23 protein-coding genes are annotated in these 23396 nt (G+C 71.1%); 12 read left to right on the top strand and 11 right to left on the bottom strand.

From position 1 onward, the window contains the following. Nucleotides 1–60: 60 nt before the first annotated feature. Both ACQHII_RS03660 and ACQHII_RS03655 read left to right on the top strand, forming a co-directional pair. Complete coding sequence (locus tag ACQHII_RS03660; RefSeq protein ID WP_427917823.1) at nt 61–1356, top strand: DUF6777 domain-containing protein; 1296 nt, start codon at nt 61–63, stop codon at nt 1354–1356. Between the two features lie 79 nt (nt 1357–1435). Continuing rightward, entirely contained in the window at nt 1436–1897 is a 462-nt protein-coding gene (locus ACQHII_RS03655) for an ATP-binding protein (RefSeq protein WP_427917822.1), read from the top strand. A 4-nt stretch (nt 1898–1901) separates the two neighbouring features. Here the strand turns inward: ACQHII_RS03655 and ACQHII_RS03650 are convergent, their stop codons facing one another. After that, nucleotides 1902–2675: a class I SAM-dependent methyltransferase gene (locus tag ACQHII_RS03650; protein ID WP_427917821.1), complete on the bottom strand. Its 774-nt coding sequence runs from the start codon at nt 2673–2675 to the stop codon at nt 1902–1904. Nucleotides 2676–2762: 87 nt separating this feature from the next. Between ACQHII_RS03650 and ACQHII_RS03645 the strand changes: the two genes are divergently transcribed. Then, complete coding sequence (locus ACQHII_RS03645) at nt 2763–3152, top strand: helix-turn-helix domain-containing protein (protein ID WP_427917820.1); 390 nt, start codon at nt 2763–2765, stop codon at nt 3150–3152. 9 nt (nt 3153–3161) lie between these two features. Here the strand turns inward: ACQHII_RS03645 and ACQHII_RS03640 are convergent, their stop codons facing one another. The 3 genes from ACQHII_RS03640 to ACQHII_RS03630 all read right to left on the bottom strand — a co-directional run bounded on the left by ACQHII_RS03640 (nt 3162) and on the right by ACQHII_RS03630 (nt 5751). Further along, nucleotides 3162–3764 carry a ClpP family protease gene (locus ACQHII_RS03640; RefSeq protein WP_427917819.1) on the bottom strand — a complete coding sequence of 201 codons (603 nt, stop codon included), beginning with the start codon at nt 3762–3764 and terminating at the stop codon, nt 3162–3164. A gap of 1 nt (nt 3765) precedes the next feature. Next, complete coding sequence (locus ACQHII_RS03635) at nt 3766–4419, bottom strand: ATP-dependent Clp protease proteolytic subunit (protein WP_427917818.1); 654 nt, start codon at nt 4417–4419, stop codon at nt 3766–3768. Nucleotides 4420–4542: 123 nt separating this feature from the next. Continuing rightward, nucleotides 4543–5751: an epoxide hydrolase family protein gene (locus tag ACQHII_RS03630; protein WP_427917817.1), complete on the bottom strand. Its 1209-nt coding sequence runs from the start codon at nt 5749–5751 to the stop codon at nt 4543–4545. A gap of 141 nt (nt 5752–5892) precedes the next feature. Between ACQHII_RS03630 and ACQHII_RS03625 the strand changes: the two genes are divergently transcribed. Then, nucleotides 5893–6375, top strand: a complete 483-nt coding sequence (locus tag ACQHII_RS03625; protein WP_427917816.1) for a VOC family protein — start codon at nt 5893–5895, stop codon at nt 6373–6375. A gap of 5 nt (nt 6376–6380) precedes the next feature. Here the strand turns inward: ACQHII_RS03625 and ACQHII_RS03620 are convergent, their stop codons facing one another. Both ACQHII_RS03620 and ACQHII_RS03615 read right to left on the bottom strand, forming a co-directional pair. After that, nucleotides 6381–8915, bottom strand: coding sequence for a beta-L-arabinofuranosidase domain-containing protein (locus ACQHII_RS03620; protein ID WP_427917815.1), 2535 nt, complete (start codon nt 8913–8915; stop codon nt 6381–6383). 179 nt (nt 8916–9094) lie between these two features. Further along, nucleotides 9095–9253, bottom strand: a complete 159-nt coding sequence (locus tag ACQHII_RS03615; RefSeq protein WP_427917814.1) for a hypothetical protein — start codon at nt 9251–9253, stop codon at nt 9095–9097. Here ACQHII_RS03615 and ACQHII_RS03610 point away from each other — a divergent pair. The 7 genes from ACQHII_RS03610 (at nt 9252) to ACQHII_RS03580 (ending at nt 17433) form a co-directional block, all read left to right on the top strand. Then, entirely contained in the window at nt 9252–9434 is a 183-nt protein-coding gene (locus ACQHII_RS03610) for a hypothetical protein (protein WP_427917813.1), read from the top strand. The two genes, ACQHII_RS03615 and ACQHII_RS03610, sit on opposite strands and share 2 nt — an antisense overlap. A 186-nt stretch (nt 9435–9620) precedes the next feature. Next, entirely contained in the window at nt 9621–11204 is a 1584-nt protein-coding gene (locus tag ACQHII_RS03605; protein ID WP_427917812.1) for an ABC transporter substrate-binding protein, read from the top strand. A 2-nt stretch (nt 11205–11206) separates the two neighbouring features. Next, entirely contained in the window at nt 11207–12163 is a 957-nt protein-coding gene (locus ACQHII_RS03600; protein WP_427917811.1) for an ABC transporter permease, read from the top strand. Then, nucleotides 12160–13038: an ABC transporter permease gene (locus ACQHII_RS03595; protein WP_427917810.1), complete on the top strand. Its 879-nt coding sequence runs from the start codon at nt 12160–12162 to the stop codon at nt 13036–13038. Before ACQHII_RS03600 ends, ACQHII_RS03595 begins: the two co-directional genes overlap by 4 nt. After that, nucleotides 13038–14768: a dipeptide ABC transporter ATP-binding protein gene (locus ACQHII_RS03590; RefSeq protein WP_427917809.1), complete on the top strand. Its 1731-nt coding sequence runs from the start codon at nt 13038–13040 to the stop codon at nt 14766–14768. Before ACQHII_RS03595 ends, ACQHII_RS03590 begins: the two co-directional genes overlap by 1 nt. Next, on the top strand, nt 14765–16771 hold the full coding sequence (locus ACQHII_RS03585; RefSeq protein WP_427917808.1) for a CocE/NonD family hydrolase: 2007 nt from the start codon (nt 14765–14767) through the stop codon (nt 16769–16771). The genes ACQHII_RS03590 and ACQHII_RS03585 overlap by 4 nt, the downstream gene beginning before the upstream one ends. Next, complete coding sequence (locus tag ACQHII_RS03580) at nt 16768–17433, top strand: TetR/AcrR family transcriptional regulator (protein ID WP_427917807.1); 666 nt, start codon at nt 16768–16770, stop codon at nt 17431–17433. Before ACQHII_RS03585 ends, ACQHII_RS03580 begins: the two co-directional genes overlap by 4 nt. On the opposite strand, the gene ACQHII_RS03575 is transcribed toward ACQHII_RS03580, so the two are convergent. The 3 genes from ACQHII_RS03575 to ACQHII_RS03565 all read right to left on the bottom strand — a co-directional run bounded on the left by ACQHII_RS03575 (nt 17387) and on the right by ACQHII_RS03565 (nt 20795). Further along, nucleotides 17387–18289: an SGNH/GDSL hydrolase family protein gene (locus ACQHII_RS03575; RefSeq protein ID WP_427917806.1), complete on the bottom strand. Its 903-nt coding sequence runs from the start codon at nt 18287–18289 to the stop codon at nt 17387–17389. The two genes, ACQHII_RS03580 and ACQHII_RS03575, sit on opposite strands and share 47 nt — an antisense overlap. Nucleotides 18290–18366: 77 nt before the next feature. Continuing rightward, nucleotides 18367–20031 carry an ATP-binding protein gene (locus ACQHII_RS03570; protein WP_427917805.1) on the bottom strand — a complete coding sequence of 555 codons (1665 nt, stop codon included), beginning with the start codon at nt 20029–20031 and terminating at the stop codon, nt 18367–18369. Between the two features lie 89 nt (nt 20032–20120). Then, a complete protein-coding gene (locus ACQHII_RS03565) occupies nt 20121–20795 on the bottom strand; it encodes a response regulator transcription factor (RefSeq protein WP_427917804.1) in 675 nt (224 codons plus the stop codon). A gap of 232 nt (nt 20796–21027) precedes the next feature. Between ACQHII_RS03565 and ACQHII_RS03560 the strand changes: the two genes are divergently transcribed. After that, the gene (locus ACQHII_RS03560; protein ID WP_427917803.1) at nt 21028–21420 is read left to right on the top strand and encodes an STAS domain-containing protein; all 393 of its coding nucleotides are present in this window, start codon (nt 21028–21030) and stop codon (nt 21418–21420) included. Nucleotides 21421–21424: 4 nt separating this feature from the next. Here ACQHII_RS03560 and ACQHII_RS03555 read toward each other — a convergent pair whose 3' ends face one another. Both ACQHII_RS03555 and ACQHII_RS03550 read right to left on the bottom strand, forming a co-directional pair. Continuing rightward, nucleotides 21425–22300, bottom strand: coding sequence for a geranyl diphosphate 2-C-methyltransferase (locus ACQHII_RS03555; RefSeq protein ID WP_427917802.1), 876 nt, complete (start codon nt 22298–22300; stop codon nt 21425–21427). A 49-nt stretch (nt 22301–22349) separates the two neighbouring features. Beyond that, nucleotides 22350–23390: a family 2 encapsulin nanocompartment cargo protein terpene cyclase gene (locus ACQHII_RS03550; protein ID WP_427917801.1), complete on the bottom strand. Its 1041-nt coding sequence runs from the start codon at nt 23388–23390 to the stop codon at nt 22350–22352. Between the last annotated feature and the right edge of the window lie 6 nt (nt 23391–23396).

Here is a 23396-nt window from a genome sequence, read left to right as displayed (position 1 = left end):
GCATAAAGCGGCATGAATCGTGATGAATGCCGCTGATGACCGCGTCGGGAAGAAGAACTCGTGAGCGTCGAACCTCCGTCTTCAGGCCGCCCCACCGGACCGCCCTCCGGCCCGCTGTCGGGACCCTCCCAGCCGCCCTCGGGCCCGCCCTCGCAGCCCTCGGGCAGTGGTGGTGCGGGTGCGCCGGAGCCGCACCGCCCCTGGTGGAAGTCGGTGCCACGCGTCGCGATCCTCACCGCGGTCGTGGTGGCCGCCGTGGTGCTGGGCCTCGTCTTCACCCGCTCGGACGGAGGCTCGACCAAGACCGCGAGCAAGGGCGAGGTCTTTCTGCAGGCAGCGGCCAAGACCGGCCCCGACCCGTTCACGGAGTCCACCGCGAGCGAGAGTTCCGCCCCGCCCGCCTCCGCATCGCCCACCGCCTCGGAACCGGCGAACGCCGTGCGCGGCGTCGACGGCGGCGCCCCAGGCCTCTACGGCGGCACCCAGAACGTCGCCAGCTGCGACGTGGAGAAGCAGATCAAGGCCCTCCAGGCGAACCCGGCGAAGAACAAGGCGTTCGCGTCCGTCGTCGGTGTCCAGCCCGCCGGAGTCCCGGCCTATCTGCGCTCCCTCACGCCGGTGCAACTGCGCATGGACACCCGTGTCACCAACCACGGCTACCGCGACGGCGTCGCCACCAGCTACCAGGCCGTCCTCCAGGCCGGCACCGCCGTCCTCGTCGACAGCCACGGCGTGCCCCGCGTCCGCTGCGCCTGCGGCAACCCGCTCTCCCCGCCCGTCGCCCAGCAGACCACCCCGAGGCCGACCGGCGACACCTGGTCGTCGTACCGGCCGCAGAACGTCGTCGTGGTCACGCCCGCACCCCAGGTCATCAACATCTTCGTGATCTACGACCCCCACAACGGGCACTGGTTCGGCCGCCACCACGGCGACACGGGCCGGCACGACCACCGCACCCCGCCGCCGCTGAACCCGGCCAGCCCCTCGGTGACCGTGTCCCCGCCGACCTCGCCGTCCTCCAACTCCCCGTCGGCGTGCGCCTCGACGACCCCCGGCACACCGGGAACGCCGAGCATGCCCGGTACGTCCACGAGCCCTTGCCCGCCGACGTCGAGCTCCCCGTCCTCGTCCTCGTCGTCTCCGTCCGGCCCGTCCTCGTCGTCCCCGAGCTCGGAATCGCCGTCCTCGGAGCCGCCCTCGCCCGAGTCGTCGGCGGCTTCGTCGGCCTCGTCCTCCGCGCCCGAATCGATTGCCTCCAGTGCTACGACGACGTCCGCGTCGAACTCCGCGTCGGCTTCGCTGTCGAGCTTCAGCGCGCCGGTTTCCCCGGGGACGAGTTCACCGTCACTCTCCTAGGGGGACTGCCCGGCGTGTGGCTGGGTACGAGCACTGGTGCGACAGCAACAGCCGGCGCCCGCCTTCGAGAGAGACACGCATGATCGACCACCGGGACGGGGTAGTGATACCGACTCGTTTCGACGTGCCCGTGGAACCGCTGAGGCGGGCGGCGCACTACACCGGGGAACCGGGCTGCATCTCCGATGCCCGGCACTTCACGCACCAGTTCCTCTCGCAGCTCAGAACCGAGTGGTGCGCCACGATCGACGACCGGTCCGAAGGCGAACTCCTGTTGGTGGTGAGCGAGTTGGTCACCAACGCGGACCGGCACAGCAACGGCCCGTACATCCTGGAACTGGAGGGCACGGACACGGCGGTGACGGTGTCCGTCTGCGACAGCAGTGTCGCCCTGCCCCGGCTCTTCGCCCGCGACCCCGAGCGGATCGGCCGTCACGGTCTGGAGATCGTGCACGCCCTGGCCGCCAGGGTGACCGTCGAGCGGGTACCGGTCGGCAAGCGCGTGCGTGCGCTGGTGCGCCTGAGCGGCGAGGACCACTAGGCCCTCAGACCCGGGTGGCCGTGATCAGTTCGTGGAAGTACCGCTTGGTGACCCGGCCGCCGTGCCGTGTCTCCAGCAGTGCCCGGAGGCAGGCCAGGAGGCCCTGGCGCGAGGGTTCGTCCATGGCGAGATGGCCCGAGTAGGTGAGCACGACGTCGAGGTACTCGTCGGTCGTGTACGTGATCTCCTGCGCGCCGCGCCACACCGTGACGTCCGCGAAGTGCTCGGAGCGCTCGAACTCCCCGGTGTCCGTGGCCGATTCGCCCTCGGTGGGACTCCGGAAGCCGGGCTGGGTGGTGGGGTCCCAGCGTTCGTAGCAGCGCTGCATCCGGTCGAAGAACTCCTGGGTGCCGCCCGCCACATGGTGCGTGGTGACGACCGCGAGCCGCCCGCCGGGACGCAGGGCTGAAGCCGCCTTCGCGACGAAGTCCCGGGCGTCGAACCAGTGGAACGCCGTCGCGATCACCACCAGGTCGAAGGGATCGTCCGGCAGTTCCCACCGCTCGAAGTCCGCCACCTGCACGTCGACCCGGGGGAACGCGCTCAGGTTGCGCCGGGCCACCGCCGCCAGGGACGGCCCCAGCTCCACGGCGGTCAGCCGGCAGCCGAACTCCGCCAGCGGGACGGTGAGTTGACCGGTCCCGGGGGCGATCTCCAGCACCCGGCTGTCCGGGCCGAGGTCCGCGACCCGGGCCAGTTCCGCCACGAGAGGGCGCGGATACCGGGGCCGGGCCCGGTCGTACCGCTCGGCCGCACCGTCGAACGTGTCGCGCAGCACTGTTCCCGCACCCTTCGGATCGGTGATTCCACCCAGGGCAGAATGCTGATCCCTTGCCCTCGCGTCCAACCCTTTTAGTCTGAGGGGGTGAGCAACGAAGCGCCGAACCAAGCCCGCGTGATCCCCCTGCGCCCGCACGAGCCGGCCCCCCACCTTCCGGAGCCCACGGTTCCCGCGCCCAAGGAACCCCTGTGGCGCGACCTGGTCGGTGATGTCCTGCGACGTGAACGCCTCGCCCAGGAACGCACGTTGAAGGATGTGGCCGACGCCGCCCGGATCTCCATGCCGTACCTCTCGGAGGTGGAGCGGGGCCGCAAGGAGGCCTCCTCGGAGGTCCTCGCGGCCGCCGCCCACGCCCTCGGTCTCGACCTCGGCGACCTGCTGTCGCTGACCCGGAACGAGTTCACCCAGCACCGCAACAGGCGCCAGGGCAGGGTGAGTTCGCCGTACAACGGGCTGTGCCTGGTCGCCGCCTGACGGTGTCGGTCAGACCGCGACGAGGCGTCGGCTGACCACCTCGTCGGCGAGACCGTACGCCACGGCCTCCGGCGCGGTGAACACCTTGTCGCGGTCCATGTCGGCGCGCAGCGTCGCGATGTCGTGGTGCGTGTGCCGCGACAGCACCTCCTCGACCTGGGCGCGGATCCGCACCATCTCCTTCGCCTGGAGCGCGAGATCGGAGACCATGCCGCGCTGCCCGCCGGTCGCCGGCTGGCCGAGCAGCACCCGCGCGTGCTCCAGTACGAACCGCCGTCCCGGGTCGCCGCCCGCGAGGAGTACGGCAGCCGTGGAGGCCGCCTGGCCGACGCAGAACGTCGAGATCGGGGCCTGGACGTAGGTCATGGTGTCGTAGATCGCCATGAGTGAAGTGAACGAGCCGCCGGGGGAGTTGATGTAGATCGCGATCTCGCTCTCCGGGGACGACGACTCCAGATGGAGGAGTTGCGCGATGACGACGTTGGCGACCCCGTCGTCGATCTCGGTGCCGAGGAAGATGATCCGCTCGGACAGCAGCCTGCTGAACACGTCGTAGGAGCGCTCGCCCTGCGGGGTCCGCTCGACGACGTTCGGAATCGTGTACGTCCCCATGTCAGAGCCCCATCCGTCGCTTGGCGGCGGCCGGGCGGACGTCGGCCAGGGAGGCGACGACCCGGTCCACCATGCCGTACTCCTTGGCCTGTTCGGCCGTGAACCAGCGGTCGCGGTCGCCGTCGCGGGAGATGGTCTCCTCGCTCTGCCCGGTGTGCTCTGCGGTGAGGCGTTCGATGGTCCGCTTCGTGTGTTCCAGGTTCTCCGCCTGGATCTCGATGTCGGCGGTGGTGCCGCCGATGCCCGCCGACGGCTGGTGCATCATGACCCGCGCGTGGGGGAGGGCGTAGCGCTTGCCGGGTGTGCCGACGGTCAGCAGGAACTGGCCCATGCTCGCCGCGAAGCCCATCGCCAGCGTCGAGACGTCGTTCGGGATCAGCTGCATCGTGTCGTAGATCGCGAGGCCCGCCGTCACCGAGCCGCCGGGGCTGTTGACGTACAGGCTGATGTCCGTGCGCGGGTCCTCGGCGGACAGGATCAGGAGCTGGGCGCAGACCCGGTTCGCGGAGACCTCGTCGACCTGGGTGCCGAGGAGGACGATCCGCTGCGCGAGGAGCTGCGCGGCCAGATGGTCGTCGAAGCGGGAGGGCGGGGTGTCGCCCTCCTCGGCGCGCGGCATGAGGGCCGGCGCGAAGCCGGCCGTGAGTGAAGACATCGGCACTCCTTGTCGAGGCTCTGTGGTGTCTCCACTGTTGACCGGCAAGCGCCCGGACTGCGGGCTTCTAGGCTGGTAGCAGATTCGCCGTGGGCAGAGCCGCCGGCCGGTCCCACCCTCCGCTCACTCCCCGGCCTTCTCACGCAGTTGCCGGAAGAACGCCCGTACGTCCCCGGCCAGCAGGTCCGGTTCCTCCATGGCGGCGAAGTGGCCGCCCCGCTCCAGCTTGGTCCAGCGGACGATGTTCTCGGTGCGTTCGGCCTTGTGGCGCAGCGGGATCTGGGTCTCGGCGGGGAACAGGGCGAGCGCGGTGGGAGTGGTCGACGGGAGGGTCGGCGCGGCGGCCCGAGCGCCGGTGGCGTGGGCCCGCTCGTAGTAGATCCGTGCGGCCGAACCGGCGGTCCCCGTCAACCAGTACAGCATCACGTCGGTGAGCAGCCGGTCCCGGTCCACGGCCTCCTCGGGCAACTCATCCGAGTCGGTCCACTCCCTGAACTTCTCGACGATCCAGGCGAGTTGACCGACCGGCGAGTCCGTGAGGGCGTACGCCAGGGTCTGCGGGCGGGTGGAGTGGAGGACGGCATACCCCGTGCCCTCGCGCGACCACGCGGTCCAGCGGCGCCAGGACTCCAGGGCGTCCGCCCTCTCCTCGGGGCCGAGCGCGGCCAGCTCCTCGGGGGTGGGTTCGGTGAGGGCCTGTGCGCCCGGCAGCAGGTTGAGGTGGACGCCGATGACCCGGTCGGGGTGGGCGCGGCCCAGCTCGCGGGAGATCGCCGCGCCCCAGTCGCCGCCCTGTGCGCCGAACCGCTCGTAGCCGAGGCGGCGCATCAGCTCGGCCCAGGCGTCGGCGATGCGGCCCGCCTCCCAGCCGGTGTCGGCCGGGGGCCCCGACAGACCGAAGCCCGGGATGCTCGGTACGACCACGTGGAAGGCGTCGGCCGGGTCGCCGCCGTGGGCCGCCGGATCGGTCAACGGGCCCACGATGTCGACGAACTCGACGATCGAGCCCGGCCAGCCGTGGGTGATGATCAGCGGGGTGGCGTCCGGTTCCGGGGAGCGGATGTGCGCGAAGTGGACGTTCGAGCCGTCGATGGTGGTCGTGAACTGCGGCCACGCGTTCAGCTCGGCCTCCGCCGCCCGCCAGTCGTACTCGTGCCGCCAGTACCGCACCAGCTCGCGCAGATAGTCCGCCGGCACGCCGTACGCCCAGCCCGTGCCGGGCAGCTCGTCGGGCCGGCGGACGCGGTCGAGCCGGGCGTGCAGATCGTCGAGGTCAGCCTGTGGGATGTCGATGCGGTACGGGTGGACGCTGTCTGCCTGCGGATACGTCATGGAGAGCGAGCCTAGTTGCGGACGGCGGATGGGCCACCTGGATTATCCGGCCGCCCGACCGATGAGTTTCCGGGTGACGATCGGTCGATACGGATGACCGTGTTCGACGCCCCAGAAGCCCAGAAGCCCATGGAGGAACGCATGACCACCGACGGATTCACCACGTGTCTCTGGTTCGACGGCCAGGCCGAGGAAGCCGCCCACCTGTACGTGTCGATCTTCAAGAACTCCAGCATCGGCCGCGTCAGCCACTACGGCGAGGGTGCCCCGCAGCCGGCGGGCTCGGTGCTCACCGTCGAGTTCACGGCCTTCGGGCAGAAGTTCGTCGCGCTCAACGGCGGCCCGATGTTCAAGTTCACCGAGGCGGTCTCCTTCCAGATCCCCTGCGAGAACCAGGAGGACATCGACTATTACTGGGCCAAGCTGCTCGAAGGCGGCGGCGAGCCCGGCCCCTGCGGCTGGCTCAAGGACAAGTTCGGCCTGTCCTGGCAGGTCGTCCCCAACCGGCTGATCGAGATGATCACCGACCCGGACCCCGCGAAGGTAGCCCGGGCGACGGAGTCCTTCATGGCGATGGGCAAGTTCGACCTCGCCGCGCTGGAGGAGGCCTTCGCGGGGGAGTGACCCGGCTACGGCTGCGTCGGTCGCGCCAGCGTCGCCACCTCGGCGGCGCTCAGCGCCCTGCCGTAGACCCGGAAGTCGTCGACCGCGCCCTTCAGGTACGGGTCGGCGTACTGCGACCTCCCGATGTATCCGGCCCGGACATGGTTGCCGAAGCGGCGCGGCTCAACGGTGACGGCCGCGTTCCGGCCGGCTTCCGCGCCGTCCACGTACAGGACGGCGGTCCCGTCGCCGTAGGCCACCGCCACATGCACCCAGCGGTCGGTCGGCAGCGGCTCGGCGTCGATGCGCTGCTCGGCGCCCGCCCCGCCCGCGGTGATCGCGTACCTCAGGGTGCCGTCACCGCTCAGCGGGGTCAGGAACATGTTGGCGGTGACGCCGGTCCCTAAGTCGAAGATCCGGCTCCAGGTGCCGGGTCGACCGTCCAGCCGCACCCACGTGGCGAGCGAGTACGCCGACGCACCCGCCAACAGGTCCTCGGCGAGGGCGACATGACCGTCCACACCGTCGAGGGTGACCGCGCCGCCGAGCAGGCCGTCCGCCAACCATGCCGCTCCGCCGACGAGTTGGGCCGTACGGCCGTTGCCCGTCGCGTCGGACGCCGCCGTGCCCGAGGTCTCGTCGAAGCGGTGCCAGGCGGCGAACTCGGGCGGAGGGGGCGGAGGTTCGCCGGTCAGCCAGTACACCGAGTAGTGCTGGTGGTGGACGCGAGCGATCGGCAGCAGGGTCACGTCCGTGTCGTCCGCGCGGGCGGTGAAGCGCAGGGGGTCCGAGGACAACTGCCGTACGGAGCCGACGTCCAGGCGTGACAGCCAGGGGTCGGCCCGGTCCCCGAACGCTCCGGCCAGCACCACGGGACCGTGCAGGACGGCCTGCACATCGGGGTCGTCGGGGGTCGGTTCCACGACCGTACGCATCGGCAGGGAGACCTCGACCCGGTCACCCGCGCGCCAGGTCCGCTCCAGAGTGAGCCAGGTGCCCGGCTTCGGACGGTCGGGCAGCGCACGGCCGTTGAGGGCGGCGCGGGCGCCGGAGGCCCAGGACGGGACGCGGACGCGCAGCCGGTGTGAGGCTCGGCCGGCGATGACCGTCAGGGTGGTCGTGGAGCGGTCGGGGAAGCCGGTGGTCTGCCGCCAGGTGATGCCCCGGTCGCGCCAGACCACCTGCGAGGGGATGAACAGGTTGACCAGCAGGGCGTGTTCGTCGTGCGTGTAGATCGTGTCGGCGAACTTGGCCTGGGTCTCCATGCCGGTGCCGTGGTCGCAGGAGAAGTTGTCGTAGTCCGTGGAGTACACGTCCGGATCCGGGCCCATGAACGACGGCTGGCGCTTGACCGAACCCGGCGCCAGACCGGTGTAGTAGATGTTGAAGCCGTGCTCGGAGTCCGGGTCCTGCTCGCCCAACAGCTGGTTGAACAGGGCCCGTTCGTAGAAGTCGAGCAGCTCGACGCGGCCGGGGGTGTGGAGGTGCAGCAGCCGGGTCAGCTTCAGCATGTTGTAGCTGTTGCAGTTCTCGCAGGTGTTGTCCGACAACTGCCCGGCCACGACGTCCGGTTCGTGGAACGCCTCGCCGTTGCTGTTGCCGCCGATGACGTACGAGTGGTGGCCGGTGACGATCTCCCAGAAGTTCGCGGCGATCGTGCGGTACCGCTCGGGCAGCCCCTCCTCCCACAGCCGCAGCGCGCCGACCATCTTCGGGATCTGCGTGTTGGCGTGCAGCCCGGCGAGCCGGTCCTCGCCCAGGGCCAGCGGGTCGAACACCCGGGCGTGCGTGAAGCGTTCGGCGACATCGAGCCAGGCGGTGTTGCCGGTGAGGGCGTGCAGATCGGCGAGCACGTCGTTCATCCCGCCGAACTCGGTCTCCAGCACCCGCTGCATCCGCTCGTACGACAGTCCCGCTGTCCGCGCGTCGACCCAGCGCGCCTGCCGGAGCACCACGTCGAGGGCCTGCTCGTTCCCGGTCAGCCGGTACTGCTCGACCAGCCCCGCCATGATCTTGTGGATCGTGTAGTACGGCGCCCACACCCCGGTCCCGGCCTCCAGCCGGTCGAAGAAGCTCTCCGGGAACGCGGACAGATACCCGGTGCGGAAACCGGCCGCGGGCGAGGCCGCCTGACACTTCGCCAGCTCGGCGACGAGGGTCCGGCCCTTGTCGCGCAGGGCCGTGTCACCGGTGTTGGCGTACGCGAGCGCGAGCCCTGAGAGCAGATGGCCGGTGGAGTGGCCGCGCAGTTCCACGTCGGGCCCCTCCCAGCCGCCGCAGGGCTGGGCGGTGCTGGGCAGGCGGACGTTGACGCGGAAGGTGTGCAGCAGACGGTCGAGGTCGACGAAGCGCAGATAGGCCGAGTTGCGGCGCTGGTTGTCCCGGAACGGGCTGTCCAGCAGGGTCGCGGCGGTGAGCGGGAAGGGGCGGACCGCGGTGTGTTCGGTGGCGTCGGGGGGTGTGGCGGCCTGCGCCGTGCCGTCCGTGCCGGTGAGGGTGAAGGCGGCCGAGGTGGCACCTGCGGCCGCGAGCAACTGACGTCTGCCCAGGGGTGGGGTCATCACCAATGTCCTTCGCATGTCGAGGAGTTGGGAGTCGGGGCGGCGGTGTCCCTCCACCGCTCCACTCCGGTTCGAAATCCCGAAGGTCGTGCGACATGCTGTGCGCTGGACACGCTAGGCGCCCGCCGTGTGATGTCAACAGGGCGTGGAGAGACGGCAGTTGACGATGGGGCTGGGGATCAGGTGTCGCTGTCCAGCAGCAGCGCGTGCAACTCGGCTGCCCGCCGGGCCAGTTGTTCCGCCTGCTCGGCCCTGGCACGGGTGCGCGGCCGGGGGAGCGTGATGTCGAGGACCCGCTCCTCGTGGTCCGCCTCGGCTTCGGCCCCGAAGGTGTTCATGGCGGCCCTGCTCGCCTGGTTTCCGGTGGCCGTGCCGACGCCGGCCGGACTGATTTCCGTCGCCCTCGCCGTCGTGGGCGCGGTCGTCGGCGAGTTCGCGGGCGGAGACCAGGGCCTCGGCCACACCCTCGTCCTCGCGGAACGGGCCCTGCTGCCCTGGGCCCGCGAGACCACCGGCTGAGCGACCGCCCTGGGCCCGTCCCGGCGACCCCTGCGCGACGCCTCCCGGTAACCAGTGCGTTTCGGACGTTAATTTCCGCGCCCAAAGGGTTGGCGGGAAACCATCCCCTCGTTATCGTTCACGCACTTCACTCAATCGTTCCGCTGAACGAATAGCTGAACGAATAGCGACAAGGACGGTCGGTACATGTCCGACATCCACCACCCGGGCCGCCGGTCGGTGCTCACCGCGGGCCTTGCCTCGGCGGCGGCACTCGGCGGGTCCTGGCTGCTGACCGGCTGTGCCGGGGCGGAGGCCGCCCCCGTCCTGCCGGCCGCCGCCGCGAAGGGCGCCCCCGACGGCGGCGGCACGCTGCGCATCGCCCGGCCGCCCGCCTCCGACGCCGAGACCCTCGACCCCGCCAGCTCACTCTCCGCGTACGAATATCTGGGCGCTCTCTACAACCGGCTCGTGCGCATCGGCACGAACGGCGAGCTGGCCCCCGACCTCGCCGAATCCTGGGAGCCGGACGCCAAGGCGAGCACCTGGACCTTCCGCCTCCGCAAGGGCGTCACCTTCCACAACGGCCGCGCCTTCACCTCCGCCGACGCCGCCTACACACTCCGCCACATCCTCGACAAGGCGACAGCCTCCCCGCAGGCCGCGGTCCTCGCCCCGCTCATCGACCCGGCGAAGCTGGGCACGCCCGACGCCCACACCCTCGTCGTCCCGCTCAAGAGCCCGAACGCCGAGTTCCCCAGCCTGCTGACGCACTACAACTGCTACGTCATCCCCGACGGCAGCGCGAAGTCCATCGGCCGCACCGGCATCGGCACCGGCCCCTTCAGGCTGGAGTCGTTCGCCCCGGCGGGCCCCGGCCGCGTCACCGCGTACACGGACCACTGGGCGGGCCGCCCCGTCCTCGACACGATCGACTTCTACTCGGTCGCCGACATGTCGGCCCGCTCAAACGCCTTGCTGGCAGGGCAGGTCGACCTCCTCTCCCAGACCAACCTCGACTTCGCGACCGCCCGCGTGGTCGCCGCCTCCGACCGCGCCACCATCGCCCGCGTGAAGAACGCCCAGTGGTACGTCCTCCCGATGCTCACCACGGAGAAGCCCTTCACCGACGTCCGCGTCCGCCAGGCGATGAAGCTCGCCTACGACCCCGAGCACGTCGTGAAGGTCGCCCTCCAGGGCGCGGGCACGGCGGGCTGGGACAACCCGGTGCCGCCCAGCGACCCGGCCCACATCTCCGCGCACCCCGAGCACGACCCGGAGCAGGCGAAGTACCTGCTCAAGCAGGCGGGTCACGAGGGCCTGGCGATGGACCTCTACACCTCCTCCTACGACCCGCTGTTCACGCCGATGGCGCTCGCCTACCAGGACTCCGCCAAGCGGGCCGGCATCCGCATCAAGGTCAAGACGGCCTCCGCGGACTCCTACTACACACAGATCTGGATGAAGAAGCCGCTGATGGCCACCTACTGGTTCACGGGCCGCCCCGTCGACCAGCTCTTCACCCAGATCTTCCGCAGCGGCTCCTCGTACAACGAGACCGCCTGGTCCGACAAGGGCTTCGACGCGGTCCTCGACCGGGCCCGCGCCGAGCTCGACGACACCAAGCGGCGCGAACTGTACGGCGAGGCACAGACGTTGGTGATCGAGAAGGGCGGGGCCATGACCCCGATGTTCGCCGACCGGCTCGTCGGCATCTCCCGCAAGGTACGCGGATACGCCGAGCACGGCTTCGAGTTCGACTACCTGGGCATCGGCCTGAAGGGAGCCTGACCATGCTCTCCTTCATAACCCGCCGCATAGCGGCCGCAGTTGGCACCCTCTTCCTCTCCTCCGTCCTCGTCTTCCTCGCCGTCCAGGCCCTGCCCGGCGACGTCGCCACCCAGATCCTCGGCAAGGACGCGACCCCGGACGCGGTGGCCGCCCTGCGGGAGAAACTGAAACTCGACAAGCCCGCCTGGGAACGGTACGTCGACTGGGTGGGCGGCGCCCTGCACGGAGACTTCGGCACATCTCTCGTCTCCGGCAAGGCAGTTGGCGGCGAAGTGTCCATGTACCTCGGCAACTCCGCTCTGATCGCCCTTGTCACGGTCCTCTTCGCGGTCACCGGCTCGATCGTCCTCGGCATCCTCGCGGGCCTGTACCGCGACCGCTGGCCCGACCACCTCATCTCCACGGTCAGCCTCGTCGGCATGAGCGTCCCCGAGTTCGTCGTCGCGACCGTCCTGGTCCTGTGCTTCTCGGTCGCCCTCCCGTGGTTCCCCGCGGTCGTCCTCTACGGCCCGGACGCCACGGTCGGCCAACTCCTGCCCGCCGTATGGCTTCCCGCCCTCGCGCTCGCCGTGGTGATGGCCGCCTACATCGTCCGCATGGCCCGCACCTCGGTCATCGACGTGATGGCCACCGAGTACGTCACCACCGCCCGCCTCAAGGGCCTCTCCACCTGGCGGGTCGTCACCCGGCACGCCCTGCCGAGCGCCCTGCTGCCGACCCTGCACGTCATCGCGCTCAACGTGGCCTGGCTGGTCGGCGGGGTCGCGGTGGTCGAGAACGTCTTCAACTACCCGGGCATCGGAAAGCTGATGCTCTCCTCCGTGCAGAACCGCGACCTGCCCACCATCCAGGCCATCGCCCTGATCAGCGCGGTCGTCTACGTCGTCTGCAACCTCGCCGCCGACCTGGCCACCATGGCCCTCAACCCCAGGCTCCGCACCCGAGGGAGGACCCGATGACCACGCTCGCCACCGCCCCGACCCCGACCGCACGCGGCACCCGCGCCTGGCGCACCCTGAGCACCTCCCGCACGGCACTCGTCGGCCTCGCGATCGTCGCCGTACACGTCCTGATCGCCCTGCTGGCCCCGCTCCTCACCTCCTACGACCCGATCGCGAACGACGCCAACCACGCTCTGCTCGGCTCCAGTTGGAGCCACTGGGCCGGCACCGACCAGTACGGCCGCGACGTCCTCGCCCGCGTTCTCTACGGCGGCCGGTACGCCCTCGGCGTCTCCGTCGCCGCCACCCTCCTCACCGTCGCCCTCGGCACGGTCATCGGCTGCGCGGCGGCCCTGCGCGGCGGCTGGTTCGACGACGTACTGGGCCGGATCCTGGACGCGGTCCTCTCCGTACCGTCGATCCTCGCCCTGCTCGTCGTGGTGACCGCGCTCGGCACCGGCCCGGCGGTCATCGTCCTCGCCGTCGCGATCACCTACGTCCCGCAGGTCGTCCGGGTCGTGCGCGGCGCCGCCCTCGCGGTCGTCCCCGCCGACTACGTGACCGCGGCCCGCGCCCGAGGCGAGAGCACCTGGTCGATCCTGCGCCGGGAGATCCTGCCGAACATCACGGACGTGGTGTGCGTGGAGTTCGCGATGCGGGCCTCCTGGGTCGTCCTGCTGATCTCCTCGCTGTCCTTCCTCGGCTTCGGCGCCGACCCGCCAACTCCCGACTGGGGCCTCATGGTTGCCGAGAACCGCACCGCCATCACCGTCGTCCCGATGGCGAGCATCGCGCCCATCATCGCCCTGGCCACCCTCGTGGTCGGACTCAACCTCGCGGCCGACGGCCTGTCCAAGGCGTGGGGCGTCGACCGGATCAGGGAGGGCTCCTGATGACCACGATCGTTTCCGTCAACTCCCTGTCCGTGGCCTACCGTTCGGGCGGCCGGGACGTGCCCGTCGTGCACGAGGTGTCGCTTGAGGTGGCCGAGGGGCAGACGCACGCACTCGTCGGGGAATCCGGCAGCGGCAAGTCGACCGTCGCCGCGACCCTCCTCGGGCATCTGCGCCACGGCTCCCGGATCACCGGCGGGTCCGTGGAGGTGTCCGGCGCGGACGTATTCGCCCTGCCCGCAAGGGAGTTGCGACGCCTGCGCGGCGGCACGGTCGCGATGGTCGGCCAGAACGCCGGCCACGCCCTCACGCCCTCCATGCGCATCGGACGCCAGATCGCGGAGGCCGGCGGCGAGGTCCCCGTCGTGGAACTCCTCGAACAGGTCCGGCTGCCGCACCCCGCCGACCTTGCCCGGCGCTATCCGCACGAACTCTCCGGCGGCCAGCAGCAGCGCGTCGCCATCGCCATGGCCATCGCGGCCCGCCCCAAGGTCCTGGTCCTCGACGAACCGACGACCGGCCTGGACGTCGTCACCCAGCGCAGCGTCCTCGACCTGATCGCCGCCCTGAGCGACGAACTCGGCCTGGCCGCCGTGCTGGTGAGCCACGACCTCGGGGTCGTCGCGCACATGGCCGACGAGGTGACCGTCCTGCGCTCCGGCCGGGTGGTGGAGTCGGCGTCCACCAGGCAGCTCTTCGCCCAGCCCCAGGACCCGTACACCCGCCGCCTGCTGGCGAGCGTTCCGCGCCTCGACGACACCGGTCTCGCGGTCGTCGGCGAGACGGGGGAGCGGGAGGTCCGTCCCAAGGCCGAGGTGCCCGCCGACGCTCCGGTGGCCGTCTCCGCGCAGGACGTCACCATCGACTACGGCAGCACCCGTGCCGTGCACGGCGTCTCCTTCGACGTCCGGCGCGGCGAAGTCCTCGCCCTCGTAGGGGAGTCGGGCAGCGGCAAGTCCACCCTCGCCTGGACTCTGGCCGGACTGCGCAGCCCGTCCGGCGGCACCATGCGCCACGAGGACGGCGACCTGGCCCGCCCGGCGCAGCAACGACCGCTGTCCCTGCGCCGCCGGGTGCAGCTCGTCTTCCAGAACGCGGACACCTCGCTCAACCCCCGCCGCTCCGTGGGCGACGCGGTCCGCCACCCCCTGCGGTTCTTCGGCACGGCGACCGACCGTGCGGAGGCGGCCGAGCGGGCCCGCCAGCTCATCGCCGACGTACGGCTCGACCCGGCCCTCGCCGACCGCCTCCCCGCGCAGCTCTCCGGCGGTCAGCGTCAACGCATCGGCATCGCAAGGGCGTTGGCGGGCGAACCGGACGTCCTCATCGCCGACGAGATCACCACGGCCCTGGACGTGTCGGTCCAGGCGGACGTACTCCGTCTCCTCGACGACCTCCGCCGCGAACGCGACCTCGCCTGCCTGTTCATCAGCCACGACCTGGCCGTCGTACGGGGCATCGCGGACCGGGTCGTCGTACTGCGCCACGGAGTCGTCGTCGAGGAGGGCCCGACCGAGACCGTCTTCGCCGACCCCCAACACCCCTACACCCGCCAGCTCATGGCCGCCGCCCTCGAACCCGACCCCGACGCCCGGCCCTACGTCGATGACACCGCCGACTGGGCCGACGCGGCGGACGGCGACGACATCTGGACCGACCACGGCGACGCCGGCCACCGCGTCCGACGCTGGCGACCCCTCAACGCACCTGTGGCAGAAGGAATTCTGTGAAGTACCGCGAACAGTTCGAGCGCCGGGTCGTCCGTGAGGACGTCTGGATTCCCACCCGGGACGGAAGGACCCGGCTGCACGCCCGCATCTGGCGGCCCGATGACGCCGAGTCGGACCCCGTGCCCGCGCTGCTCGAATACCTCCCGTACCGCAAGAGCGACTGGACCGCGCCCCGCGACGCCCAGCGCCACCCCTGGTACGCGGGCCACGGCTACGCCTCCGTCCGCGTCGACATCCGTGGACACGGCGACAGCGAGGGGCTGCCCGGCGACGAGTACGACGCCCAGGAACTCGCCGACGGTGTCGACATCGTCAACTGGCTTGCCGCGCAGCCCTGGTGCACTGGCAGGGTCGGCATGTTCGGCATCTCCTGGGGCGGCTTCAACTCCCTCCAGATCGCCGCCCTCGCTCCCGAACCGCTCAAGGCGATCGTCACCGTCTGCTCCACCGACGACCGCTACGACAACGACGTCCACTACACGGGCGGCGCCGTCCTCGGGATCGACATGCTCGCGTGGGCCGGCACCATGCTCGCTTTCGCCGCCCGCCCGCCGGACCCGGCGAGCGTGGGTGCGGACCGCTGGCTACCGATGTGGCGCGAACGCCTCGACGCCCTCGAACCCTTCCTGCACACCTGGCTCGACCACCAACAGCGCGACGACTACTGGAAGCACGGCAGCGTCTGCGAGGACTACACCGCCATCGACGCGGCCGTCCTGGCGGTCGGCGGCTGGAACGACCCGTACCGGGACACCGTGCTGCGGCTCGTCGAGCACCTGCCCGGCGACCGCGTCCGGGGGATCGTCGGCCCCTGGTCGCACCAGTACCCCGACCGGGGACTGCCGCCGGGGCCCGCGATCGGCTTCCTCCAGGAGACCCTGCGCTGGTGGGACCAGCACCTCAAGGACATCGACACGGGAGTGATGGGGGAGCCCCTGCTCCGGGCCTGGATCACCGACCCGGTTCCGCCGGCGACGTCGTACGACGTACTGCCGGGCCGTTGGGTGGGGGACGCCAAGTGGCCCAGCCCGACGGTCAGTTGGGACACGCGGCCCCTCGGTACGAGCACTGGGCCCGTCCTCGTGCGCTCGCCGCAGCACACCGGCCTCGACGCCGGGCGCTTCTTCCCGTTCGGGAACGCGAGCGACCTGCCGCCGGACCAGCGCGAGGAGGACGGCCGTTCGGTCTGCTTCGACTCCGAGCCGCTCACCGAGCGCGTCGAGATCCTCGGCCGGCCGCGCGTCCGGCTCCGCCTCGACAGCGCCACCCCGCGCGCCCATGTCGTCGCCCGGCTGTGCGACGTCGCACCGGACGGCTCGTCCACGCTCGTCACCCGTGGCGCGCTCAACCTGCTGAGCAGGCACGGCCGGGACCGGGCCGTCGAGTGGACACCGGGGACGTACGAGGACGTCGAGTTCGAGCTGACCGGCATCGGCTACGCGATCCCACCCGGCCACCGGATCCGGGTCGCCGTCTCCGACACCTACTGGCCGTGGGTGTGGCCGCACGGCGAGCGCGGCGAGCTGCGAATCGTGCCGGCCGAGAGCGTCGTACAACTGCCCGTGCGGGAACGGGGATCGGAGCCGCCGATCCGCTTCGAGGAACCCGAGCAGGCGGTCCCGCTCGACGTGGCCTACGACCGGCCCGCCGAGCCGACGCCCGAGCGGCTGGTCACGCACGATGTGGCCAAGGGGGAGTGGACGCTGGAGGTCGACCCCAACTACGGGGGCTCGCGGACGTATCCGGACGGGCTGCGCTACGAGGAGAGCGCGCGGGAGACGTACCGCATCCGGAGCGACGACCCGCTGTCCGCCCACGCCGTCTCGGAGTGGCGGATCCGGTTGCGGCGCGGCGACGACTACGACGCTGAGATCATGGCGCGGACGGAGCTGCGCGCCACGGCCGCGGACTTCGTCATGGACAGTCGCGTCGAAGCACGGGCGAACGGAGAGACAGTGGCCAAGCGCGCATGGCACCGCACCACCCCGAGGACGTCGGGATGACGGCCGCCAAGCCCTCGCAGGCCGCCAAGGCACCGCGCCGTGCCGTCGCCGCCGCCGACCGCACCCGGCAGCCCACCGAGGTGCGCCGCCGGCTCATCGTCGAGGCGGCCGTCCCGCTGATAGCGGAACGCGGCTACGCCTCGGTCGGCGTGCGGGACGTGGCGGCCGCCGCCGGGGTCTCCGTCGGTACCGTCACGTACCACTTCGGCAGTGTGCAGGAGATCCTGTCCGAGGCGATGGTGCTGCACATCGAGCGCTACTACGCCGAGTTGCACGAGGCCGCCGAGCAGGCGACCAGCGGGGCGGAGGCGCTGCGGCTGCTGGTCGACGCACTGTTCACCGAGGACACCGACCGGCACTGGCGGATGTGGTTCGACTACTGGAACGCGGGCGAACAGGGCACGGACGAGGCCTTCAGCAGTGGGCAGGCCCGGCGCTACGAGAGCTGGCACCAGCAGATCCGCGCCCTGGCCGAACGGGGCGTCGCCGACGGCGAGTTCCACTCCGACGACCTCGACGGGTTCACGGTCCGCTTCGCCGCACTCGCCGACGGTCTCGCCCTGCAACGGCTGCGCCAGGCACCCCCGTTGACCACCGAGGACGCCCGCCGCCACCTCAACCGCCTGATCGAGACGGAGCTCGGGCGCCGATCACCCGCGTGATCTCCCTGGCCATGCGCAGGATGCCGGGGGAGCGGACCGGACACGGCCGGGGCGTCGAGGTCGTCGGTGCCAGGCAGAAGTGCAGGTAGTCGTCGTCCCGATGGAGGGCCGTACGGCCGTTGCCGGGCTGCGTGCAGTAGTCGGGGTGGGCGCGTTCGTAGGCGGTGCACGGGAGGTACTGCGTCCAGGTGTAGCGGGCGCCGGCCGCGCTCACGGTCCGGCCGGCGTCGGCGACGATGTCGCCCGTGGCCCTGGCCGAGGTCCCGTAGAGCGCGTTCACCGCCCGGACGCGCTCGGGGGTGATCGGGTCCGGCCCCTGCAACACCCAGACGACGGTAGGCCGTTGGGCACCTCCGGCGGTCGCGATCTGCGCGGTGAGCCTCCTGATGTCGGAGGCGTACCGCCGTAGATACGTCTGCCGGTCGGCGGCGTAGGTGATGCCGTCCATGCAGGGTGTGTAGCCCCACGCGTTGCCCCAGAACTGAAGGACCACGAAGTCCGGGTGCAGCGCGCGCACCAGCGCCGCCGCCTTGTCGCCGTCCGGCACCAGCGAGCGCGCCCCGGTGCCCTCCAGGTAGTCGCACAGCGTGGTCCCCGAGTACGGGGCACTCCTGTATGTCGCGTCGAGCGTGCCGCGGAGTTCCTCCCCGAGCACCCGCTGGCTCTCCATCGCGAGGGAGTCCCCGAGATACAGCACACCGGGCGCCGACTTCACCGGGGCGACAGGGACCTGTCGATGGGTGGTGGTCGGCACGGAAGGGGTCGGCGGGGCGGCCTCGGGCCCGGACGCCGGGTCCGTGCAGGCGCCGAGCAGCGCTCCGGCCAGCAGTACTCCCACGATCCACGGCTTCCGCATACGGCGACTCCCGCCCCGGGCACCGGAAAACGGCTCCCCAGGCAAGCACAGCCACGGTGAAGGCGGAAGACGCTTCGCTACTCCAGACGCTCCAGCAGGTCGAGCAGATCGGTCAGCGGGAGCGGCTTGGCGAGGTGGGCGTCGAAGCCGGCCGTCCGGGACAGCGAGCGGTCGGTGCCCCGGCTGAAGCCGGAGACCGCGATCAGGCGTGGCCGCTCCCCGTGCGGCCGGGCGCGTACCGTACGGGCCACCGTGTAGCCGTCGATGTCGGGCAGGCCCAGGTCGCACAGCACCACGTCGAAGACGTCGGACTCGGTCGCGGTGAGCGCGTCGGCACCGGTGTGCACGGCGGTGACGTGGTGGCCCTGGCGCTCCAGCAGGGTGCGGTAGGTCGCGGCCAGGTCGGCGTTGTCCTCCACGATCAGGATGGCCAGTTGGCGCCGCGCGCGGGGTGGCGCGGACGGTCGTACCGGCTCCGGAGCCGCCTCGTCGGCCTGCGGCAGCAGGACCGTGAACGTCGCTCCCTTGCCGGGGCCCTCGCTGTGCGCGCCGATCCGGCCGCCGTGCAGTTCGACCACCGTCCGGGCGACCGCGAGTCCCAGTCCGAGCCCCTCGGGTGTGTTCGGGCCCGCCGGCGCCGCCCGCACGAACACCCCGAACAGGTCCTCGGCCTGGGCGGGTTCGAAGCCTATGCCGTCGTCCCGCACGGTCAGCCTGGCCTGCTCGTCCTCGACCGTGAGCCGGACCTCCGTACGGCCGCCGGGCGGCGAGTACTTGAGCGCGTTGGACAACAGGTTCGTCAGCACCTGGGCCAGCCGCAGCCGGTCCCCGTCGACCACAACGGGTGTGTCCGGCAGGGCCAGTTGAAGGATGCGCTCCTCGTGTCCGAACAGGCTCCGGATGTCGGCGCAGGCGCCCTCGACCACGGACCGCACATCGATCCGCTCGGACACCAGCTCAAGGCGGCCGGTCAACGCCCTTGTCCCGTCCAGGAGATCGTTGCTCATCCGCACCAGCGTGCCCAACTGCCGCTCCAGGACCGACAGTGCGGGACGGCCGTCGTCCGGCAGGTCCAGTGAGAGCAGTTCCACGGCCGCGCAGGCGGCGGCGAGCGGGTTGCGCAGTTCGTGCGAGAGCGTGGCGATGAACCTGTCCTTGGCCCGCTGCTCCTCCCTCAACTGCCTTCCCGCCGCGTCCAGTTCGGCGTTGGCGCGGCTCAGCTGCTCGTTGACCTCGCGGATCTCCCGGGCCCGTACGAACAGGTCGATCTCCATGCCCTCGGCCCGCATCTGCGCCTCGGCGGCGGCCCGCTCCTGCTCCCGGCCGACCCGGCGCAGATGCACGAAGTCCGTGACGTCCTCGACCCGGTGGATGATGTGCGTGACCTGTCCTTCGGCGTCCAGGACGGGGGAGTTGACGGGACTCCAGTACCGCTCGGCGAAGCCGCCGGCCTCGCCGGTCGGGATGTCGTAGCGCTGCAACGCCATCGTGTCCTTGCGGCCCGTGGCCACCACCGACTCCAGTGAGCGGCGCAGATTGGCGACGCCGTCGGCGGAGGGGTCGTCCGGGTTGTCGGGGAAGACGTCGAAGATGCGCCGGCCGACGATCGTGCGTTCCGTACGGGTGGCCGCGAGGTACGCGCGGTTGACTTCGACGATGGTGAAGTCGGGGCCGAGCACCAGCAGCGGGGAGAGCGAGGAGTCGAAGAGCAGCCGGAAGTCGGGGGTGGGGAGGGGCGGCATGGCGGCTCTCAGAGGTCTCGGTCGTCTCGGTCGTCTCGGTCGTCTTGGTCGTCTCGGATGTCTCGGATGTCTCGGTTGTCTGGGTGGTCTCAGGGGTCGAGGCGGTAGCCGTAGCCGCGGACCGTGGTGATCCGGGGCGCGGGCACCGGGAGTGCCGCGAGTTTGCCGCGCAGGCGGTACACGTGCTCGATCACGGTCGCGGGCTGCTGCCAGGACGCGCCCCAGATCCGGTCGAGGACCTGCTCGGTGGAGAACACCCGGCCGGGCGCCTCGCCGAGCATCTCCAGCAGGGCGTACTCCTTGGGGCGCAGCGTGAGGAGGACCCCGTCGGCGGACGCCTGGCGGGCGGCCGTGTCGATCCGCAGCGAGCCGACCTGGATCACCGCCGGGGTCTCCGGTGGCTGCGACCTGCGCAGTACCGCCCGGATGCGGGCCACCAACTCCCGTTGGGAGAACGGCTTGACGAGGTAGTCGTCGGCGCCGATCTCCAGGCCCGCCACCCGGTCGGCCTCCGCGCCCCGGCCGGTGACCACGATGACCGGGAGCCGGCTGGTGGAGCGGAGCGCCCGCAGGAGTTCCAGGCCGCTGCCGTCCGGGAGGCCCAGGTCGAGGACGGCGAGATCGACGCGGCTCTCGTGGAGGACGGACTTTCCGGCGCGGGCGTCCATGGCCCAGGTGACGGTGAATCCCTCGTGCTCCAGATAGGAACGGCACATCAGTGCGAAATCGGGTTCGTCCTCGATCAGTGCCAGGTGCGGACGCATTCCGCATCACCCGGCCCGACCTCGGCCCGCTCGTTGTGTCGCTGACGAGCGGGCGTTGATGCCCCGACCATGTGGCGAAGGTAGAACAGTAGGCACCCACGGTTCAAGGGGGAGCCGCTCGGGGGGAGTTCCGGCGCGGGCTCGTGCGGTGCGGGGATGTCGAAGCCGCCGCAGGGACCCGCGCCGGATCGCGCGCCCGCGCGCGACAGGCACGGAACGGGGACGGAACACCTTGCACGAGAACAGCCTGGAGCCGGTGACCGAGGCGGCCTGGCCCGCGCCCGGCGGCCACGCCCTGCTGGGCGCCAGGGACGGCCTGCTCGTCGTCGACCTGCACGGCGACATCGATCTGGCGACCGCGACCCCGCTGCGCGAGTGGCTGGACTCGGTGGTCGCCCTGCGCGCGCCCGCCTATGTCGTCGATCTGCGCCGCACGACCTTCATCGACTCCACCGGACTCAACCTGGTGCTGCGATTCCGCCGCCGGGTGCGTGAGCACGAGGCGGGCTTCGCCGTGGTGTGCGCCCCGCGCACCGTGCGCCTGTTGCGGGCGCACGGCACGCTGGACGTCCTCGATCCGGCGCCCGGTCTCCCGGAGGCGGCCTCCAGGATCGCCGGCCGCTGAGACCTCAGACCCGGTCGGCCGCGATCAGCAGGTACTGGAAGCTGCCGTTGCGGTAGGCGGTCAGGAAGGTCTCCTCGATGCCGGTGACCAGATGGTCGGCCTGACTGCGCAGCGCCCAGTAGGGGATCGTGTCCTGGGTGAGGTCCTGGACGTGGACGGGCACCAGCCGGTTGCGGGCCATCGCCCGGAAGTACTCCGACCTGGGGTGGATGTCGCAGATGTAGTGGGCGTTGATGAGGGACACCTCGCGCGAGGCCCGGCCGTAGGTGTCGTTGTAGCAGCCGGTGATCACCACATAGCGTCCGCCGCGGCGCAGCAGCCGGGCGTGCTCGGCGAACAGCAGGTCCAACTCGACGTACATCGTGGACTCGTTGTTCCAGGACGCCGCGAACTCCCCTGTGGGGAAGCCGGTGTCGAGCATGTTGCGGTGGTGGTAGCGCACCTTGCCGTCGATGCCCCGCGCACGGGCCTGCGCGCCTGCGAACTCGGCCTGCTTGGCGGAGATCGTGACCCCGTCGGCCCGGCAGCCGTAGCGCAGATGCGCCACCACACTGCCCCCGCCGCGTCCGCAGCCCGCGTCGAACACCCGGTCGTCGGCGGTGAGTTGGCCGAGGTGGGAGGCGAGCAGTTCGGCCTGGGCGTGCTCCAGGCGGTGCAGTTCGGCGGTGAGCCGTTCGCGGCGCCGGACGGGGTCGGGGTCCTCCAGTACGGATTCGTCGGCCCCGCCGATTCCGTAGTGGTGGTGGTACAGGTCGTCGATCTGTCCGAGGGCTAGGTTGACCGGGTTCTCTTCGGCGTTCCAGTAGTCCGCGACACGGTTCTGGTACGTGGACTGGGTCGGCACCGGTGGTGCTGTGGTGCCGGCGTCGGTGGTGGTCAACGGTGACTCCTAGCGTGGTGCGTCTGACGAGACGTCAGGGACCGGACTGTTACCAGTAGTTGGGCAGGTGGTAGCGGTGGGTGTTGGTCGCGTGCCACTCGTGGTTGCCGGACACCCAGGCGGCCAGGCCCTCGGCGTAGCGCGCGACGAGGGGCGAGGCGGCGGACAGCGCGGCGGACTCCTCGTCGAAGGCGTCCATGATCCGGTTGTGGATCTCGACGGACTTCAGATAGGCGGCCTTCAGCCCGCCCCGCTCGTTGGCGGCGACGACCTGCGGGAGGTTGAGGTGGTCCGGATCGCCGGCCAGCTCCCTGGTGAAGGAGTAGAGGTCGTTGACGATGGTGGTGGCGTTGCAGGCCAGGGCCGTGACCCGCTGGATCTCGGGCCGGGCGTAGACCTGTTCGGGCAGTTCGTAGCCGTCGACCGCGTCCACGATCGACAGACAGGGCCGGAAGTTGTTGAACTGCCGCATCACCAGGTACTCCCAGACCCGCGGCTTGTACCGGATCTCGGCCCACGCGGCCTCGGCGAGATAGCCGAGGTGCAGCCGCGCGAGGTCGTGCACGATCCGGTCGGTCTGGCTGGGGGTGGCGAGGAGGGCGTAGTCCTGGATCGCGAAGTGGTACGAGCGCAGCGGGCCGTCGGTCTGCACGCCCTGGCGCCACTCCGCCTCCAGCTCGGGCGTGCCGTGGTACGGGTCCAGGGCCGACTGGGCCATGATCAGCCGGCCGCCGAGGCCGCGGTGCGAGCCGCCCTTGCCCTCGTCCTCCTCGCAGTAGCAGTTGTCGACGATGTTCTCGGCGAGCAGGAGCTTGCCCGCGGCGGTCAGCCGTTCCAGGTCGGCCGCCCCGGGATGCTGGAGCACCACGGCCCGGCCGAACTGGAACCCGGCGAAGTCCCCGTTCCAAGCGGCCGGGAACAGGTCCAGGCCGCGTGCCCAGGTTTCCAGTCTGCGGTCGAGCTCCGCGGCCTTCTCCGGGTCGGCGGGTGCTGCGGGCCGGTAGGTGAGACCAGGGATCGCACCGGTGCGTCGGGCCCGCAGAGTGCCCGCCAGGTTCGGCGGGCCGGGCAGCGGGAGGGAAGTGGTCATGAGCTT

The organism is Streptomyces sp. cg40, assembly GCF_050320165.1.
Taxonomy (GTDB): Bacteria; Actinomycetota; Actinomycetes; order Streptomycetales; family Streptomycetaceae; genus Streptomyces; species Streptomyces hokutonensis.
Note: the sequence above shows the minus strand (reverse complement) of the source record. Positions and strands in the feature narration are given on the sequence as shown.